The sequence below is a fragment of the Prosthecobacter sp. genome, from assembly GCF_044227185.1.
Lineage (GTDB): Bacteria > Verrucomicrobiota > Verrucomicrobiia > Verrucomicrobiales > Verrucomicrobiaceae > Prosthecobacter.
Genome location: NZ_JBGAFO010000006.1, coordinates 53160 through 71963, shown reverse-complemented (window position 1 = coordinate 71963; position 18804 = coordinate 53160). Strand labels below are relative to the sequence as shown.

Below are 18804 nucleotides of genomic sequence, written 5' to 3'. Positions count from 1 at the left end.
AGGACCTGTAAAAGGCGAACACAGCTTGTCGCATCGGGAGAGGCCTTTTTTGCTCATGACATCGCGTAGGACGTAAAGTGGATCCCCTCTCCCCCTCCATGACATGGCAATCGCGCAAAGGCATTCTTGGGGGAGAGGCTGGGTGAGGGGGACTCCCTACGCTCGCGAAGGCGCAGGGTCGGCCCCTCACCCCAGCCCTCTCCCCGAAGCACACGATTCGTTTTTACGTTTTCCAGGGGCGGAGAGAGGGAGAGTTGCGCTCGCCGCACGCACCCGCTTCGACACAGCAGAGACATTCGCCTCTGCCGCAGAGGAGCAGAGAGGCAAAGAACGCAAAGAATGAAAACCATCTCTGCCCCCTCTGCTCCTCCGCCCCTCTGCGGCAAACTCGAGCGTCCCCATGCCCACCGCACGCCCTCACCTCCCCCGCATCAAAAACTCTTGTTAAACCTGAAGTTATACAAATCCAGGTGGTAGTGCTTCGACAGCGCCTTCGTGTAGTACAGCCCAAACGAAAGATCGTTCATGATCAGCACCTGCATCCCCACGCTCAGGCTCGCCATGGACCCCAGGCCGATCGGCACGTTCATCCCGTCCACGTTCGGCGCGCCCATGAATCCCGCCTTCACATACGTGTCGTTGCCGTTGATGTAATACTGGAAGCCCATCTCCGTGTGCAGGCTGATGCGCGTGGTGTTCGTCACGATGATCGCCTTGCGGATGGTCACGGCGGGCCGCACCCACGCATGGGTTTCGTAGTAGCCCAGCAGCGCCAGGTTCGTTGCGTTCACCGCGCCCGTTTCCAGGTTCGTGGTGGCCCCGCCGTTTTCGCGCGCGGCTCCGGCGCTCAGGTGCGTCACACCCAGGTCCACCTGCGGCTTGAGGTAGAAGTCATCGGTCACAAATTCATGGGCGTAGCGCAGCATCGCGGTGATCACCTGCATGTCGCGGTTCACGCTGGTGTTGAAGGGGTAGGCCACGTATCCCGCGCGCGTGCTGTCCATGCTGTTCCAGCCAAAGGAGAGCATGGCGGCGAGCTCGTGGCCGCTGTTCTTGTAGCGCAGCACGCCGCCAAAGCGCTCCGTGCTGCCGTTCGCGTTCCAGCGGCCCTGGTAGCCGTTGGCGGTGTTGTCTTCATACGAGACGGCCAGCCCCGCGCTCCAGTGGCTGGTGATCATGTCTTCAAAGCCCAGCGCAAAGCCCAGCGTCTGCATCCGCACCGTCTTGTAGTCGTCATACGCGCTGTGCACCGTGTTCGTGCCCAGGAAGTCAAACCAGATCATGCGCTCCTTCAGCCCGTAGCGCGTGCTGCCGCCATTGAGAATAGTCTCGCCAAAACGCTGCGTGCCGCGCAGCATCTCCGCCTGCTGCTCGCCGTAGAAATCCGGGCCAAGCTGGCTCAGCAGATTGCGGTAGGTCTCGATGTCAGGCGCATAGAGCAGCGCGATGACCGTGGGCGCCAGCGCGGGGGAGCTGCCGGCCATTTGGATGTTGTTAAAGTAGCCTCCCACCTCCACCAGGTTGCGTCCGAAGTTGGAGCCCGGCGGATTGAAGTTCACGTCGTAGCTGAGCACCGCGTCGTTCCCCGTGGGGTAGCCCAGATCGTAGGTGATGACCACCGAGGGCTTCGTGGTCAGCACCGCGCCGTCATTGATGACGCCGCCATCGCCATGAAACAGTGTTTTTTCAAAATGGCCGATGGGCACGAGCTGCGGATTCAGCAGGGCCACGTCGATGCGTCCCGCCAGCTTCGCGATGCCCGTCATCGACACCTGGTCCAGCAGATCAGTTTGGAAGTCCAGCTCCGCAAACGTCGTGCCGCCGCTGCTCTGCGTGAAGCTGCCCGTCATGTCCGTGTGCTGCGCCAGTCCGGTGCCGCCGGGCAGCAGGATGCCGTCGTTGAAAAGCTGATTCCCCGCCGCGCCGAGGTAGAACTGCGGACCCAGCGCGAGGATCGCATTCGCGGCGTTGTTAAACTGGTTCACGCCGCTGCCAAAGTTCGCGCTGCCCACAAAGGAGCCGTTGTTCTGCACCGTGTCGTTCCCTTCCTCGCCCGCGAAGGCCTGTCCGACCACGCCCTCCATGCCGAAGACGAGGCCGTTGTTGGTGAAGAGGTTCGTGGCGCCGCCGGAGAATTTCACGCCCGTGCCGCCATCGCCAAAGAAGAGGATCTTGCCGCTGCTGAGCGTGACGTTGATGTTCCCCTGCGTGCCGCTGCCCTTGGACTGCGCAAAGATGCCGCTGCCGCCGAGGCCCGTGGCCTGGATGCTGCCGTTCATGATCAGCGTGATCGGGCCGGAGTTTCCAGTGCCGCCGGCATTGCCGGCAAAGAGGTCGTCCACCAGCCCGCCGCCGCCGCCCAGGCTCTGCAGCAGCACGGCCGTGGAGCGGTCTCCCAGCGCCACCACATTGCCATTCTGCGTCAGGTCGATGAGGCCGCCGTTGCCGTTGTTGTCCGTGTTCAGCGTCACCGCGATGAGCGAGGGGTCCAGATCGGTAAACACCGCGCCGCCCCCGCCGCCGATGGACTGCAGCACGATCCCGTGGGAGAGCACGCCGTTCGTGCCCACGTCGCGTGTGTTCACGATCGTGATGTCACCGCCGTTGCCGGAGGCGCCGTTCTGCCCGCCGAGGTCCACATTCAGGCCCGACACGCCCGCCAGCGTCGTGTAGGTGATGCCGCCGCCCGCGCCGATGGACTGCATGATCAGCGCAGGGGAGCGGTCCCCGCTGGTGGTCACGGGCGAGCCCGAGTAGGTGCTGTTGATGGTGCCGCCGTCATTGTTCACACCGCCGTTCGCTCCCAGCGTCAGATTCGTCGCCGTCAGCGGCAGGGCAAACAGGCTGAACAGCCCAAACGTGGGCGGAGCCGGGGCGGAGAGCGTGGTGGGCACCTTCTGCAGCGTGATGAACTGCACCCCGCCGCCGCCGCCGATGGTCTGCACCGTCACGCCCGCGCTTTGAGTGCCCGCCACATCCACGCCGCCGGTCTGGTCAAACTTCACATCGCCGCCGCCGCTGTCGTCCACATCCTTGCCGCCCAGAACCACCACGAGGTTGATGTCCGAATCCTGCGCGAGGCTGATGTTCTGCGAGCCGCGGCCGCCGCCGCCGCCGATGGACTGCAGCAGGCCGCCGCCGTTGTTGTCGCCATGGGAGTAGAGATCGCCGATGTGGGTGGCGTCCACAGCCGCCGCCACCGTGCCAAAGATCGCGTTGGAGCCCATCTGCACCACGGAGTCCAGGTAGGCGTACGCCGTGTCGATGTCTCCGGCGTTGCCCGGCAGCGGCAGGCCGTTGTCCCCCAGGCCCTGCGCCTGCTGGCTGAAGTCCATGAACTGGTTCACATTGCCCCCGCCGCCGTTCACGCTCTGGGAGAAGAAGGCCACGCTGTTCTTCCCGGTCATGGTGATGTTCCCCGTGGTGTTGATCGTCACAATGCCGGCCGTGCCGGAGGAGTTGCCCCCCATGATGGTTTTCAGCCCCAGGTTCGCCGCCATCCACACCGGGCTGGAGATGGACATCGCCGAGTTGCCGCCGCCGCCGCTCACCGACTGGGCAAAGATGCCGTAGGCGTTGTCGCCCTCGGCAATGATCGAGCCGGTGTGGGTCACCGTCACGTTTCCGGAGTCGCCGCCGCTGCCATTGAAGCCGCCCAGCGCAAAGGTGGACGTCGCGCCGCCAAAGGTTTCCTTCGGGTTCTTCGCCAGATTGCGCGAGAGCGCCACCGCAAAGCCGCCGTCGCCGCCGCCGCCGCCCACGCTCTGGGCGTAGATGCCGTAGGCCCCTTCTCCGGTCACGTGGATGGTGCCGGTGTTCAGCACCTTCACCTCGCCGCCTTTGCCGCCGTCATCGCCCTGCCCGCCGATGGCGATGTTGAAGGTGTCATTGCCGGTGGGAATGTCCGAGCCAAAGGCCAGGTCTCCGGAGATCGCCATGCCGCCGCTGCCGCCGCCGCCGCCCACGCTCTGCGCCACGATGCCGTGCGCGCCTTTGCCCGTCGTTGAAATGAGCCCGGCATTGGTCACATCGACCACCCCGGCGCTGCCGCCCACGCCGCCGTTGCCGCCCACGGCAAACTGCACCTGGTCCACGGAGGTCGCGCCGTCCCCGGCCCCGGTGCCGCGGCTGATGGAGGCCACATTGCTGCCCGTGCCACCGCCGCCGCCCACGCTCATCGCCAGGATGCCGTAGGCCTTGTCACCCAGCGTGATGATCTTGCCGCTGTCGGGATCAGACGTCGTCAGGTTCTTCACCGTCACATCACCGCCGGTGCCTCCCGTGCCGCCGTTGCCGCCGATGTTGATGCCGATGTTGTTGCCGCTGGTTCCGGCCAGGGCAGCGCTCAAAACGGAGCCGCCGTTGCCGCCACCGCCGCCGATGGACTGCGCAAAGATGCCCACCGAGGCCGCCTTGTACGTACCGATGCCGCCGTAATTCGTCACGTTCACCGCCTTGCCCACGCCGCCGGTGCCGCCCGCGCCGCCCACGTTCACCGCCACGCGCGTGGTGTTGTTCCCGTTCGGATTCGCCGGATGCATGCTGGCCAGCACGCTGATCGCCGAGCCACCGTCGCCACCACCGCCGCCGATGGACTGCGCCAGAATGCCGTGTGCCGCCAGGTCATGCGTCACGATGATGCCGTAATTGATCACATTGACGATGCCGCCGTCCATCCCCGGCCCGCCCACGCCGCCGATGCCCACAGTGATGCCCGTGTCCCCGGTCTTGGTACCACCCGCATAGGTGCTGCCGCCGCTGCCGCCGCCGCCACCGATGGACTGTGCCAGCAGGCCCACGCCTTCCTCGCCAAAGGTTTCCACTTGGGCCGTGTTCGTCAGGTCCACCTGGCCGCCGTAGCCGCCGTTGCCCCCGGTGCCGCCCAGGGTCAGCGCGATGATCGGTGCGGTGATGCCGAAGGAGTTCGCATTGCCGCCGTTGCCGCCGCCGCCGCCCACGCTCTGCGCGAAGACGCCGTAGGCGCGCCTGCCCCGCGTGGTGATGAATCCGTTCGAGTTCAGGGTCACGTTGCCGCCGTAACCTCCCGTGCCCCCCGCCAGGCCGATCGCCAGCGTGGCGCTCTGCGGCCGCGTCTGGCCCAGGTCGTTCTGGCCGCTGGGCACCTCGCCGCTGATCGTGGTGGAGGAGCTGTTGCCGCCGCCATTGCCCAGGGACTGCGCCAGCAGGCCGAAGGCCATCTCTCCCGTCGTGTTGAGCGTGCCGGTGTAGTTCAGAGTTACGGTGCCGCCGTAACCTCCGGTGCCGCCTTCTCGGCCAATCGTAACGCCCGCCTTGCCGCCGTCCGCCTTCACAAAGCCGATGTCCAGCCCCGCATTGCCCCCGCCGCCGCCGATGGACTGCGCCAGAATGCCGATGGACTGCTTGCCCACGGTGGTGAGGTCTCCCACCTGCGTCACGGTAACGTCGCCACCGTGACCACCGTCGCCCGTCGCGCCGCCCACGGCCAGGCTGAAGGCCATGTTCTGGTTCGGCTTGTTGTACAGATTGCTGCCCGCCGTGGTGCTGGCTCCGGCATGGGTCACGCCGATGTTGAAGTTCGCATTGCCGCCCCCGCCGCCGATGGACTGCGCCAGGATGCCGTAGGAGTTGTCCTGCTTGGTCTCGATCGCGCTGTAATTGATCACCGTGGCCGACTTGCCGCTGGCCGCGTCTCCGCCGCCGCCGCCGATGGCGAAGACCGCCGCAAAGCCGGGCTTCGACGAGGCCTCGCCGACGCTGCTGTAGCCCACGTTGAAGTTCATCCCGGCATCCCCGCCCCCCCCGGCGATGCTGGAGGCCTCGATGCCGTGCGCATTGAGGCCGTCCGTGGTCACTTTCCCCGCCGCCAGCAGGGCCGTGCCGCGGAACACGCTGGCATTCCCGGCGTCTCCGGCGCTGCCGCCGGTGCCGCCCACGCCCACCGTGATGGGGTTGCTGTTCTTGGCGTAGATGGCCGTCACATTCATCCCGCCCGTGCCGCCGCCGCCGCCGATGGACTGCGCCGCCACGCCGCGGGCGTAGTCGCCCGCCGTGGTCACGATCCCGCTGTTGTTCACCGTGACGTTCCCCGCCACCGCGCCGTCTCCCGCCGTGCCGCCCACGCCCGCGATGATGCTCACGTCGGTGTTGCCGCCGGACAGTTCCGAGTCGGCAAAGTTGAGCTGGCCGCCCACGTTCATCCCGCCGTTGCCGCCGCCGCCGGCGATGCTCTGCGCCATGATGCCGTGCACCCAGTCGCCGGAGGTGATGGCATTGCCGGTGAGCGTCACATTCACGTCGCCGCTGCTCGCGCCCGCGCCGCCATTGCCGCCGATCCCGAAGTTCACGGAGGGCACGCCGGCCTGCTTGGAAATCGCGATGCCGCCGGTCACGTTGAGGCCGCCATTGCCGCCGCCGCCGCCGATGGACTGCGCCAGCACGCCCGCGGAGGTGAGGCCGTCTTCGTTGTTGATCGTGCTGGTGAAGACATTGGTGGTCGCATTCACCGTCACCGCCTTGGCGATGCCGGCGTCTCCGCCCGTGCCGCCCACGCCAAACAGCAGGCCGGAGTCGGAGGTGATGCCCCCGGTCACGTTCATGGCCCCCGTCCCGCCCCCGCCGCCGATGGACTGCGCCAGGATCGCCGAATGGCCGGTGCCGTAGCCGGTGATGCTGTCGCCGCCGGTCACCGTCACGGTGGAGGTGCCTGCGTCGCCGCCATCACCGCCGTAGCCGCCCACGCCCACCACGATGCCATAACCATGCCCGGTGCCGCCCACATAGGAGATGCCGCCGCTCACGTTCATGCCGCCATTGCCCCCGCCGCCACCGATGGACTGCGCCATGATGCCGTTGGAGCCCGCTCCATCCACATACACATAGTGGGCCGGATTTCCGCCCGAGGCCGGTACCAGCGCCATGGGCCGCGCGGTCAGCGTGCCGCTGTAGTTCACCGTGACGGCGCTGCTGCTGCCCCCGTTGCCGCCGAAGCCGCCCACACCCACCGAGACGGCGGCTGAAGTCGCCGGACTTTGGGAAAAGGCCATGGTCCCCGTGACATTGATGCCGCCGTCACCGCCCGCCCCGCCGATGGACTGCGCCTCGATGCCGTGGGAATTGTTTCCCTGGGTGATGATGTTCCCGGTGACATTCGCAGTAACGACACCGCCGTTTCCTGCCACCCCGCCAAAGCCGCCGAGACCGACGCCAATGGAGGCTCCGCTTTTACCGGTGATGTTAATGCCGCCCGTCACGTTCATGCCGCCCGCACCGCCGCCGCCGCCCACGCTCTGCGCCAGGATGGCGGTGGAGTTGTCCCCAATGGTGCCAATAAGATTGTTATAAGCACTCGTTGCCACCACCGTGCTCGTCACGGTTCCAGCGTTACCTCCATCACCCCCAAAACCACCCACCCCGACGCCCAAAGTGCCGCCGTTTTCCTTGCTCACATTGATGCTGCCCACAACGTCTAAACCCCCCGCACCTCCCCCACCACCAAGGCTTTGCGCGGCGATGGCGATGGAGCCCTTGCCCGCCGTGATGACACCGCCGGTAACGCTGCTGATAACTTCTTTACCGTCACCTCCATCCCCGCCCAAACCGCCGATGCCGATGGCAAGTCCGCCGCTGCCGGTCTTGGCCGCGGTGATGGTGCCGGAAACATTCAGTCCGCCCGCGCCGCCGCCGCCGCCCATGGACTGGGAGAGCACGCCGTAGGAGTTGTCCCCCTGGGTCTGCACGTAGCCGATCACGGTGTTCGTGACCAGCACGCCGGCATCCCCACCCGAGCCACCGCTGCCGCCCAGACCAAAAGCCAGCGCGCCCGCTCCATCCTTGGCCATGCCGATGGCCCCGCTGATGCTGATCCCGCCGCTGCCGCCGCCGCCCCCGATGGACTGCGCCACCACACCAGAGCTGTCCTTGCCCACCGTATAAAGGCTTCCGGTAAAAGTATTGGTAACGCTTCCCGCGTAACCTCCGATGCCTCCGCTGCCACCCAGGCCGATGCTCACCGCGCCGCTGCCCTGACCCGCGAGAGCCACCGCGCCACTGATGGCCATGCCACCGCTGCCCCCACCTCCGCCGAGGCTCTGCGCCAGGATGCCGATGGAGCCTTCCTGCTCCGTGGTGATGGTGCCGGTGACATTTGAAATAACGACGTCCGCGTTTCCTCCACCCGTCGCACTGCCACCAATGCTGATGCCCAGGGCACCCGAACCCGTGCCGGCCGCAGCAATGGGAACAGTGAGATCAAAGCCACCATTGCCTCCGCCGCCGCCGATGCTCTGAGCCAGCACGGCTATGGACTTTTTGCCCTTGGTCGTAACGTTGTTGGTCACCCGCAGATCCACCGTGCCAATGGCACTTCCCCCACCCCCTCCGGAGCCGCCCAAGCCGACCCCGATAGAGCCGGCACCGTTACCAATGGCCACAGGAATATTCACATCAAAACCCCCGCTACCACCCCCGCCCCCAATCGACTGAGCCCCAATGCCAATGGACCCGTCTCCTTCCGTCAAAACATTCCCGGCGCTGATAAGCGTAACTGCACCACCGTTACCACCAACCCCACCAGAACCACCCAGCCCCACAGAAATCGCCCCGCTTCCCGACGCCCCAACCGCCAGCGCCACATTCACATTAAACCCCCCGCTGCCCCCACCCCCGCCAATCGACTGCGCCATAAGCCCCGCCGCCCCCTTGCCGATCGTGTGAACGTACCCACTAGAATTGAGCTCCACCTTCATCCCATTCCCCCCACCCGCTCCGCTGCCGCCCAGACCAACGCTGACCGCCCCCGCGCCCGTCCCACCCGCTCCTGCCACACTGACATTGTACCCGCCCGCGCCACCGCCGCCGCCAATGGACTGCGCCAGCACGCCGTACGAATTCTCCAGCAGCGTGTCCACCTTGCCGGTCACCGTCACATAGACCTCGCCACCGTTGCTGCCCGAGCCCCCGCTGCCGCCCAGCCCCACGCTGATGGCCCCGCTGCCGGACCCGGAGCCCGCCCCGGAGGCCGAAACATTATACCCACCCGCGCCACCCCCGCCGCCGATGGACTGCCCGACCACGCCCGAGGAGTTTTTGCCCGCGGTGCTGACGTCATTGTTCACCGTGAGCCGCACCGTGCCCGCGTAGCTGCCGGAGCCCCCGCTGCCACCCAGGCCCACACTGATGGCCCCGCTGCCGCCGCCCGCTCCCGCGCCTGCCACGCCCACATTGTAACCGCCCGCTCCCCCACCGCCGCCGATGGACTGCGCCAGCACGCCAAGGGAATCATTGCCGTAGGTCGTGATCTTGCCGATGGAGGTGTTCACGGTCACGTCCTGGGCAAAGTTCCCCGGACCGCCGCTGCCCCCCAGCCCCACCTGGATGGCTCCGCTGCCAGTGGAGGAGCCCGCGCCTGCCACGGAAATGCTGAAGCCACCGCTGCCCCCGCCGCCGCCGATGCTCTGCGCCACCAGGCCGGAGGAGCTGTCGCCCCGGGTAAGAATGGTACCCGTCGAGCTCACCGTGACGGAGCCGCCAGTACCACCCGTGCCCCCGCTGCCGCCCAGGCCCACACTGACCGCACCGCTGCCCGTGCCCGCCAGCGCTCCGCCCGCCGCCACGCTGAAGCCGCCCGTACCACCGCCGCCGCCCACGGATTGCACGAGAATGCCCGTGGCATTTTTGCCGTAGTGCGCCGGGATGTCTTCGCCCGTCACAGGGTCCTGCGCACGTGCGATCACGACATCGGAGGTCTCCACATTGGACTGCAGGTCGGCCTTCACGGTCCCGCCGTTTCCGCCGCCACCGCCTTTGCCGCCCAGGCCCACATTCACGGCCGCTGCATCGGTGATGGAACCCGCCGCGCCAGCGGAAATCGCATAGCCGCCATTGCCACCGCCACCACCGACGGACTGGACGACGATGCCCTTGGAATTGTCCCCCTGGGTGAAAATGGTGCTGTTGCGCGTGGCCAGGGTCACATCACCACCGTTGCTGGCAGGTCCGGCATCCCCCCCGATGGAAAGCCCCATGGCTCCAGCCGGGCCGCCGCTGGCAGTCAGGGACACAGCGATGCTGCCGCCGCCATTGCCGCCACCGCCGCCGATGCTCTGCGCCTGCAGGGCCGTGGAGTTGTTGCCTATCGTCGTGATAGTCCCCTCCACGCCTGCCTGCACCGTGCCCCCTGCCCCGCCGCCCGCTCCCGTGCCGCCGAGGCCGATGGCCAGCGATCCGCTCATCGCGAGGCTGGTGCTGCCCGCCACGGAGACGGCCAGGCCGCCATTGCCGCCGCCGCCGCCCACGCTCTGCGCCAGGAAGCCGAAGGACTGATTTCCCCCGGTGTAGATGTCGCCTTTGAAGCCGCTGGCTGTCATCACCCCCGCAGGAGTGAAGGTGCCCGCGGTGACATTGCCGCCCTTGCCGCCGCCACCGCCATCTCCCCCCACGGCCACGCTCAGGGAGCCGGAGGTGTAGCCGCTGGAAAGCGCCACAGCCACGGCAAAGCCGCCGCTGCCGCCACCACCGCCCACGCTCTGCAGAAACACGGCGGAGGAGTTGTCGCCAAAGGTCGTCACATCGCTGGCGCCGCTGTTGCCCCGGCCGAGGGTGACGAGGCCGCCGTCCCCCGCGCTGCCGCCCTTCCCGCCGATGGCAAAGGAGGCGGAGGCTTCAAAGCCCGCCGTCACGGTGACCGCACCGCCGCCATTGCCACCACCACCGCCCACAGACTGCGCAAAAATGCCCTGGGAACGCGCACCCGTGGTGCCAATGAGGGAGTCCAGCGTGCCGCTCTTTCCTTGCAGCGTGATGGCCACGTCGCCGCCTTTGCCGCCCTTCCCGCCGTCGCCGCCCACGCTGACGCCGGCCATGAGGCCGATGGAGCCGGAGCTGCCGCCATTGCCACCACCGCCGCCGATGGACTGCGCCAGGATGCCCTGCGCGTCCTTGCCGCCGGTGGTGATTGTGCCGCCCTGGATCACCGTGACCAGGCCGCTGTCTCCCCCGCCCGAGCCGGTGCCGCCCACGGAAACCAGGCCGCCGGAGGAGCCGCCATCGCCGCCACCGCCGCCGATGGACTGCGCCACGATGCCGCGCGCGCCGTCCTGCTCCGTGGTGATGGTGCCCAGGTTGGAAACCGTCACGGCCGCCGCATTTCCCGCCTTGCTGCCGCCCCCGCCGAGAGCCAGGAGGCCAAAGGAATTCGAGCCGCTGCCACCGCTGCCGCCCACGGACTGGGCCATGATGCCGTCCGCCTTGCCGCCGGTGGTGTGAATGACGCCGCCGAGGCGGTTTTCCACCGTCACCACGCCGCCGCTGCCGCCATTGGACCCGGCCCCGCCCAGGGCAAAGAGCCCCGTGGAGGTGCTGCCAGCGCCGCCGCCGCCGCCGATGCTCTGCGCCATGATGCCCCGCGCGCCACCCCCGGTGGTGGAGATGAGCCCGGAATTGTACACGTTCACCTGGCCGCCATTGCCGCCGTTGTCCGCCGCGCCGTTGAGGGAGAGCAGGAGGTTGGACGAAGTGCCGGAGGAGCCGCCGCTGCCGCCGATGCTCTGCGCCACGATGCCGTGGGCATTTGCGCCGGAGGTAAAGATGGAGCCGGTGGCGCTGTTCGTCACGGTGACCGTGCCGCCGTTGCCGCCGTAGTTTCCGGCGCCGCTGGTGCCCACGAAACCCCACGTGTCGCCGCCGTTGCCGCCGTTGTTGCTGACGCTCAGCGCGTAGATGCCGAAGGCGCCGGCTCCCGTGGTGATGATGGTGCCGTTGTTGGTGACGGTGACGCTGCCGCCATCACTGGAATGCCCGCCGGTGCCGCCGCCGGGGGCGGCAAACCCGCTGCCTCCATTCCCCGCCTGGCCGCTGCGGCTGTAGGCGTAGATGCCGAACATGTCGGCCCCGGTGGTGGCGATCTGAATGCCGGTGGAATTGACGGCCGTCACCGTGCCGCCCGCACCGCCATTGCCCCCGTCCTTGCCGTCCCAGAAGGAGAGGTAGGAGTCGCCGCCATTGCCGCCTTTTCCGCCCTGGCTGCCCACCACCAGACCGATCTGGTTGGTGGTGCTGATGTTGAAACCCGTGGTGTAGCTGGAGTTCGGTCCGACGGCGCCGTCGCCACCGGATCTGGGCGGCACGAAGAGAGCGCCATCGCGGCCATTGGAGCCGTTCTGGCCGATGTGGATCTCAATCGCGCCCGTGGCCCCAGACACCACCGTGGGCGCCGTGGTGGCCCCGGCCGTGTCTGCCCCCTGAAAGCTGCCGAGGATGGCGCTGTCCGTGCCCTGATAAGACAGCGTGGCGGTGAGCGAGGTGTTCGCCGGATTCTGCAGGGTCACGGTGTGGGCGGTCGTGTCCTTGCTGAGGATCTTGAAGCCGAGCGGCGGGGTGTCGTTGTTATAGACGTAGTCGCCCACGTTTTTGACGAGGACCGCATAGACGGTGCCAGGGGCGGCGCCCATGAGCACAAAGGCGGTGCTGCCCGCCGTGGGCGTGCCGGCAGGGTCTTTGATGAGGGCGGACACGGTCATGGAGGTGCCCGTCACAGGATTGGTGACGGTGTCGCCCACGGAGGACGTGCCGGAGGGGGGCGGATCCGCAGCGCGCAGGTCCAGGAGCGAGGCGAGGAAGAGCAGGATGGCCGATACCACCCGCAACTGAGGGGAGCGTGAAAGGAAGAAGGAGGCGTCCAGGCAGGAGGGGGCCGCCCGGTACGGGAATGGAGGTGCGCGCATTTGGTGGAAAACCTATTTAATATGAAAATTATAGCAAATAGATAATCCGGAGCGGGAGGTGGTCGGGGAAGGTCAATTTCTGTGGGAGGGTCGCAGAGGCGGCCACTGCTTGGAAAGGTGGCGAACCCCGACTGCTGCTCGAAAAGGAAGTGGAGTATTAAAATTTCACCTTAGCCTGAATCCAAGCATGAATGGCACTCGGTTAAGGGCCTGCGTCGTGAGGTTTGCCTCACCTTAATACCATAAACAGTTGAAACGAGTCTTCGTCCCCGCCGCATAGGATCGGCAGGGAGCCGGAGAGGGATGATTGAGCGTTTTCCAAAACGGATTTCCGGCAAGCGAGTGTCTGGCGACGTTCGACGCGCTTGGAGGACCAAGCTCCCTATCTGCGCCGGGCATGCGCCGGCCCAGCGCAAGTGGGTAGGGCGTGGCTGTCCTCAGCCCGCCGCCGCCGAAGCCCAAGATAACCAGGCAACGCCAGCCTCTCTGGCCGGAAATCAGTTTCGCGAATCGCTAGAGACCCATCCTCAGGGAGCCTAGCCCCCCATGGCAGCGCAAGAGCGCCAGCAAAGTAGCCCGCTCAGTCCCCTGAGCGGAACGAGCGAGCGTGTGGCTACCAAGCCAGAAAAGAAGAGATTCGGACTGTAAGTGTCAGGGGGCAGGCATGCGTCAGCTTTGCCGCCTGCGCTCCACTCAGCGGACTGAGCGGACCACATTCAGAGCCAGCCTGCGTTTGGCGCATGAACAAACCCGCTTTCAACGGTTCTTGGTATAAACTTTGCACAATAGACTGACACACTCGCCTTGAAGGCCAACGGCCTTCCGCATCACAGCGAAGGGTTGCCGAGCCTCGGCGAGGCTACCCTGGTACAGCGGCATTTGTCTGGGAAGCAAGCCGGGACATTCTCCCGGCCGTTTTCCCTTCGTGTCAGTCTGTGACACAGCTTCAATAAGGAATGAGCACGTGAAAGAGACCGCCGTCATCTCTCCCTCCGGGGTGAAGCGTGCGTTGTAACCTTTCGGTGGAGATGTGCGATGCGAACCGTGGGAAGACGGGGGACGCCCTGGACTCATCTCGCGGAGCCAGACGGCCACTCGGGTGGTTTCGCAGCCGTTTTGGGATAAAATACCACATTCTAACAGGGCTTGTTTGCGGGTGTCTCAAAAGCCCAGGTGACATAACTGTCACTTAAAAACACAACGTTCCCTCTTGGAGGGCGGGGATGGGGTGCAGCGTGTGACGCATTCGTAACAGCGGCCAGCTTGTGAGAGGGCCGCGGCGAAGGAAAAAGAGATCGCTCTGAAACTCGCGCCAATGCCGCCCTTGTTCCTGCAACTCATTTCCAATTCCAGCACCTCATGCGGCCTCTGCGTGCTGCTGTGCTGGGCGGGGCTGGGCGCGGTGTGCGGCGCGGCCACGACACCCCCGGCGGCGGCCCCGACCACTGCTTCTGCGGCCACGCCCGCGGCACCGCCGACGGCGCTGTCACAGATCGGAAATCTCTTCGTACGGGAGTATCGCGTACGGGGAAATCACCTCTTGAAGGCGGTGGAGATCGAGGAGGCGGTGTATCCCTTCATGGGGCCGGGGCGCGGGGAGCAGGACATCGAGGGCGCACGCCTGGCGCTGGAGAAAGTGTACAAGGCGAAGGGCTACCAGAGCGTGGGCGTGCAGATCCCGCAGCAGACGGGGAATCGTGGTGTGATCTATTTGGAAGTGGTAGAGCAGCCGGTGGGCCGCCTCCGTGTCAAAGGCGCGCGCTATTTCCTGCCGAGCACGATCAAGGCGCAGGCGCCCTCCATGAAGGAGGGGTCGGTGCCGAACTTCACCGAGGTGCAGAAGGACATCGTGGCGCTGAACCGCTGGCGGGACCGCAAGATCACGCCGGAGCTGCGCGCGGGCGTGGTGCCGGGGACGGTGGACATCGACCTGAAGGTGGAGGACAAGCTGCCGCTGCACGGGAGCTGGGAGCTCAACAACCAGCACAATGCCAACACGGTGCCGCTGCGCCTGAACGGCTCCCTGAGCTACGGAAACCTGTGGCAGCTCGGGCACACGCTGGGCGGGAGCTTTCAGATCGCGCCGGAGAAGATCTCTGACAGCGCGGTGTACTCGGCCTTTTACCAGATGCCGGTGCAGAGCGTGGAGGGGCTGAACGTGATGCTGACGGGCACGGTGCAGGACAGCAACATCGCGGCGCTGGGCGGCACGACGGTGATCGGGAAGGGCCAGATCGTGGGCTTCCGGCTGATGCGGACGCTGCCTTCGAAGCCGGGGTTCTTCCACTCCCTGAGCTTCGGGCTGGACTACAAGAACTTTGTGCAGGATGTGAACGCCGGGGGCACGCTGGTATCTTCTCCCATCGCCTACTACCCGTTCAACCTGTCCTACAGCGCGAGCCGGGTGCGGGACACCTCCTACACGGAGTTCAACACGGCGCTGACCTGGCACCTGAGCGGGATGGGCGGCTCGCAGACGCAGTTTGCGGCGCGGCGCTACGGCGCGACGGACAGCTTCTTCTACCTGCGCGGAGACCTCTCCCACACGCATGACCTGCCGGGAGGCCTCCAGCTTTACACCCGCGCGCAGGGGCAGGCGACGCCGGACGCGCTGATCAACACGGAGCAGATCTCCGGGGGCGGCTTTAACACGGTGCGCGGGTACCTGCTGGCCACGCGGCTGGGGGATTCGGGGATCTTTGGCTCCCTGGAGCTGCGCAGCCCGAACTTCATCGGCACGGCGAAGGACCGCGAGAACCAGTGGCGGGTGTACGCCTTCCTGGAAGGCGGCAAGCTCTACACGCACCACGCGCTGCCGGCGGAGCAGCGCAGCTATGACCTGGCCAGCGCGGGCTTCGGCAGCCGCGTGCGGTACCTGAACCACATCACGGGCTCGGTCGATCTGGCGATGCCGCTGGTGACGCAGCCGAACGCTTTGGCGCACGACCTCTTCCTCATGTTCCGCCTCGGCATGGATTTCTAAGCCTCACTCTCTTCCCCCCCTCTCTCCCAAAACGCAGCATGTTCAGTCTCCCACGCCTCCTGATCTCCGTCCTGGCCTTCCACCTGGCCGCCGCCGCCTTTGCCTCCGCCGCTGAAAAGAACTGGTGGGATGCGAAATGGCCGACGCGCAAAAAGATCGAAATCGACACCAGCGGCAAGGGCGTGGCCATCGCGGAGCCGATCGGCACGACGACGGTGCTGGTGCGCCTGCACGCGGGCGTACTGGACTTCATGGCGGCGAAGGAGGACGGCAGCGACCTGCGCTTTGTGACGGAAGACGGCAAGACCGTGCTGAAGCACCAGGTGGAAAGCTGGGACGCGCTGCTGAGCGAGGCCTATGTGTGGGTGCAGGTGCCGGACCTGAAGCCGGCGAGCGTGACGAGCCTGTGGATGTACTTTGGCAACCACGAAGCCCCCGCGCCGGAGGGCGTGAAGGAAACCTATGAGGCGAACACGACGCTGGTGTACCACTTTGCCGACGGTGGCAAGGTGGGCTCTGACAGCTCCGCCACAGGCGCGAACGCGGAAGGCGCACCGGCTCCCGCCGCGGGCTCGCTCATTGGCAACGGCCTTCGCGTTTTCGGACAATCGACCATCAAGGTCCCCGCCCCGCCTCTGCCGGAGTGGGCCCCGGGCGCGCCGATGACCGTGTCCCTGTGGCTGAAGCCCGGCGCGCTGCAGCCGAACGCCCTTATTCTGAGCCGCCGCGACGGCGCAAACTCCTTCATCCTGGGACTGGACAACGGCGTGCCGTTTGTGGAGGTGAACAAGCAGCGCAGCAGCCCCGGCGCTCCCATCACCGCCGGTGCCTGGCACCACGTGGCGGCCGTGGCGGACGCGGGAAACATCACGGTGTATGTGAACGGGAAATCATACGGCGCGCTGAGCGCGGCCATGCCCTCGCTGAAGACGCCGGTGGAGATCGACAAGGACAGCTCCCCGGCTGCCGGAAACTTCACGGGCTACGCGGGCGAGCTGGATGAAGTGGAGTTTGCAAAGACGGCGCGCCCGGCGGGCTTCATCCACTTTGCGGCGGTGAACCAGGGCTCCGGCGCGGACAAGGACAAGCTGCTGCGCGTGGGCGCGGACGAGGCCTCCGACCATGAGGAGGAGGGCGAGATCATGAAGCATCTCACGCTGATCACGGACATCTCGAAGGACCTGACCTTTGACGGCTGGGTGGTGATCTTCCTCTGCACGCTGCTGGCCATCGTCGGCTGGGCCATCGCGGCCGGAAAGGTGATGTATTTGAACACGATCGAGAAGGCTTCGAAGGAGTTCATGAAGCGCTGGGAGAAGATCTCCAGCGACCTGACCGCCATCGACACGGAGGACTCTGACAGCGTGCAAAACCTGGGCGGCAGCGTGAGCGGGAAGATGCAGAAGCTGATGCGGCAGTCCCCGCTGTACCAGCTCTACCACCTGGGCGCGCAGGAGATCAGCCACCGCATGAAGGCCTTCCGCCAGGTGACGTTCAATCCAGAGGAAAAGAAGGAGGCCAAGGGCATCGCCATGGGGCTTTCCGGGCGCTCCATCCAGGCGATCAAGGCAACACTGCACGGCGGCATGGTGCGCGAGGTGCAGAAGCTCAACGGCAAGCTGGTGTTTCTGACCATCGGCATCGCCGGCGGCCCGTACCTCGGCCTCCTGGGCACGGTGATCGGGGTGATGATCACCTTCGCCGTCATTGCGAAATCAGGCGAGGTGGAGGTGAACTCCATCGCCCCCGGCATCGCCGGCGCCCTGCTCGCCACGGTGGCCGGCCTCGCGGTCGCCATTCCCGCCCTGTTTATCTACAGCTACCTGAGCTCCCGGATCAAGGACGTGGTCTCGAACATGGAGACCTTCATCGACGAGTTCGTCACCAAGATGGCGGAGCACTACAAGGAATAACAACCCGGCGCGTCCTCCGCATTCGTCATTCCTCATTCTGATTTCGTCATTCCCTTCCCATGCAGGCCGACAACAAATCCTACGATGACATCAACGTCACGCCGATGGTGGACCTCTACCTGGTGCTGCTGCTGATCTTCATCATCATGACGACTGCCGGGGTGCAGGGGGTGAAGGTGAACCTGCCGCGCGGCGGACCGAGCACCTCCAAGCCGATCGAAGGACCGAAGATGCAGGCGGTGACGGTGGACGACCAGGGAAACATCAAGCTGAACGCCACGGCGGTGACGATGGACGAGCTCTCCAGCAAGCTGGAGGGGATCAAGGCCTCGATGCCGGACGCGCCGGTGGTGGTGCGGGGCGGCACGGGCACGCCCTACCAGACGATCATGGACGTGCTCACCGCCATCGGCCGCGCGGGCTTCACCAACATCGGCCTGGCGACGCAGCCGCCTAAAAAATAACCCCGCAGACCTCTACCATCTTATGGCATCTCCTCACATCGACGACGAAGACGAACCTGGCTTCTTCAGGCGCCACCTGGTGCTGATCATCATCGGCGGGCTCGCGCTGGCGGGCGGGGGCTATTTTGCGGCGAACTACACGCCATCCAAATCCGCGCCGAAGAAGAAGATGGAGATGATCTCCATCTCGCTGCCCCCGCCCCCGCCACCACCCACGCCACCGCCGCCCAAGAAGGAGGAGCCGCCGCCTGAGGAAAAGGAGAAGGAGGAGGAGATGGTGGTGCAGGAGGAAGTGAAGCCTGACGAGCAGAAGCCTGACGACAAGCTGGACAAGCCCGCGGACGAGCCGCTGGGCACGGCCATCGGCGGTGGTGACGGCAGCGGCCTGGGCATGGGCGGCGGCGGCGGTGGGAAAGGCGGCATGATCGGCGGCGGCGGCAAAGGCGGCAGCAAGTGGGGCTGGTATGCAGGGCAGGTGCAGAACCGCCTGGCGGACGCGCTGCGCAACCACCCGCTGACGAAGCGCGCCGGATTTACCAACACGATCAAGATCTGGTCTGACAACACCGGGCGCATCACGCGGGTGAAGCTGGGCGGCACGACGGGAGACACCAAGCTGGACTCCGCGATCGAGAACGAAGTTTTCAGCGGCCTGGTGCTCTCGGAGCCGCCGCCCGGCGACATGCCGATGCCGATCAACCTCCGGCTGACGGCGCGCAAACCGAACTGAAGCCCCTTCCTCT

The 18804-nt window shown here is 66.2% G+C and carries 5 protein-coding genes; 4 read left to right on the top strand and 1 reads right to left on the bottom strand.

Annotation, left to right across the window (positions count from 1 at the left end; translation table 11 throughout):
- Window positions 1–431 precede the first annotated feature (431 nt).
- Window positions 432–12701, bottom strand: coding sequence for a hypothetical protein (locus ACILSQ_RS15230; protein ID WP_395744507.1), 12270 nt, complete (start codon window positions 12699–12701; stop codon window positions 432–434).
- A 1315-nt stretch (window positions 12702–14016) separates the two neighbouring features.
- Here ACILSQ_RS15230 and ACILSQ_RS15225 point away from each other — a divergent pair.
- The 4 genes from ACILSQ_RS15225 to ACILSQ_RS15210 are packed head-to-tail and all read left to right on the top strand — an operon-like array spanning window position 14017 to window position 18791.
- Window positions 14017–15684 carry a ShlB/FhaC/HecB family hemolysin secretion/activation protein gene (locus ACILSQ_RS15225; protein ID WP_395744506.1) on the top strand — a complete coding sequence of 556 codons (1668 nt, stop codon included), beginning with the start codon at window positions 14017–14019 and terminating at the stop codon, window positions 15682–15684.
- Window positions 15685–15722: 38 nt separating this feature from the next.
- Complete coding sequence (locus ACILSQ_RS15220) at window positions 15723–17597, top strand: DUF2341 domain-containing protein (RefSeq protein WP_395744505.1); 1875 nt, start codon at window positions 15723–15725, stop codon at window positions 17595–17597.
- A 59-nt stretch (window positions 17598–17656) separates the two neighbouring features.
- Entirely contained in the window at window positions 17657–18061 is a 405-nt protein-coding gene (locus ACILSQ_RS15215; RefSeq protein WP_395744504.1) for an ExbD/TolR family protein, read from the top strand.
- Window positions 18062–18083: 22 nt separating this feature from the next.
- Complete coding sequence (locus tag ACILSQ_RS15210; protein WP_395744503.1) at window positions 18084–18791, top strand: TonB C-terminal domain-containing protein; 708 nt, start codon at window positions 18084–18086, stop codon at window positions 18789–18791.
- Window positions 18792–18804 lie beyond the last annotated feature (13 nt).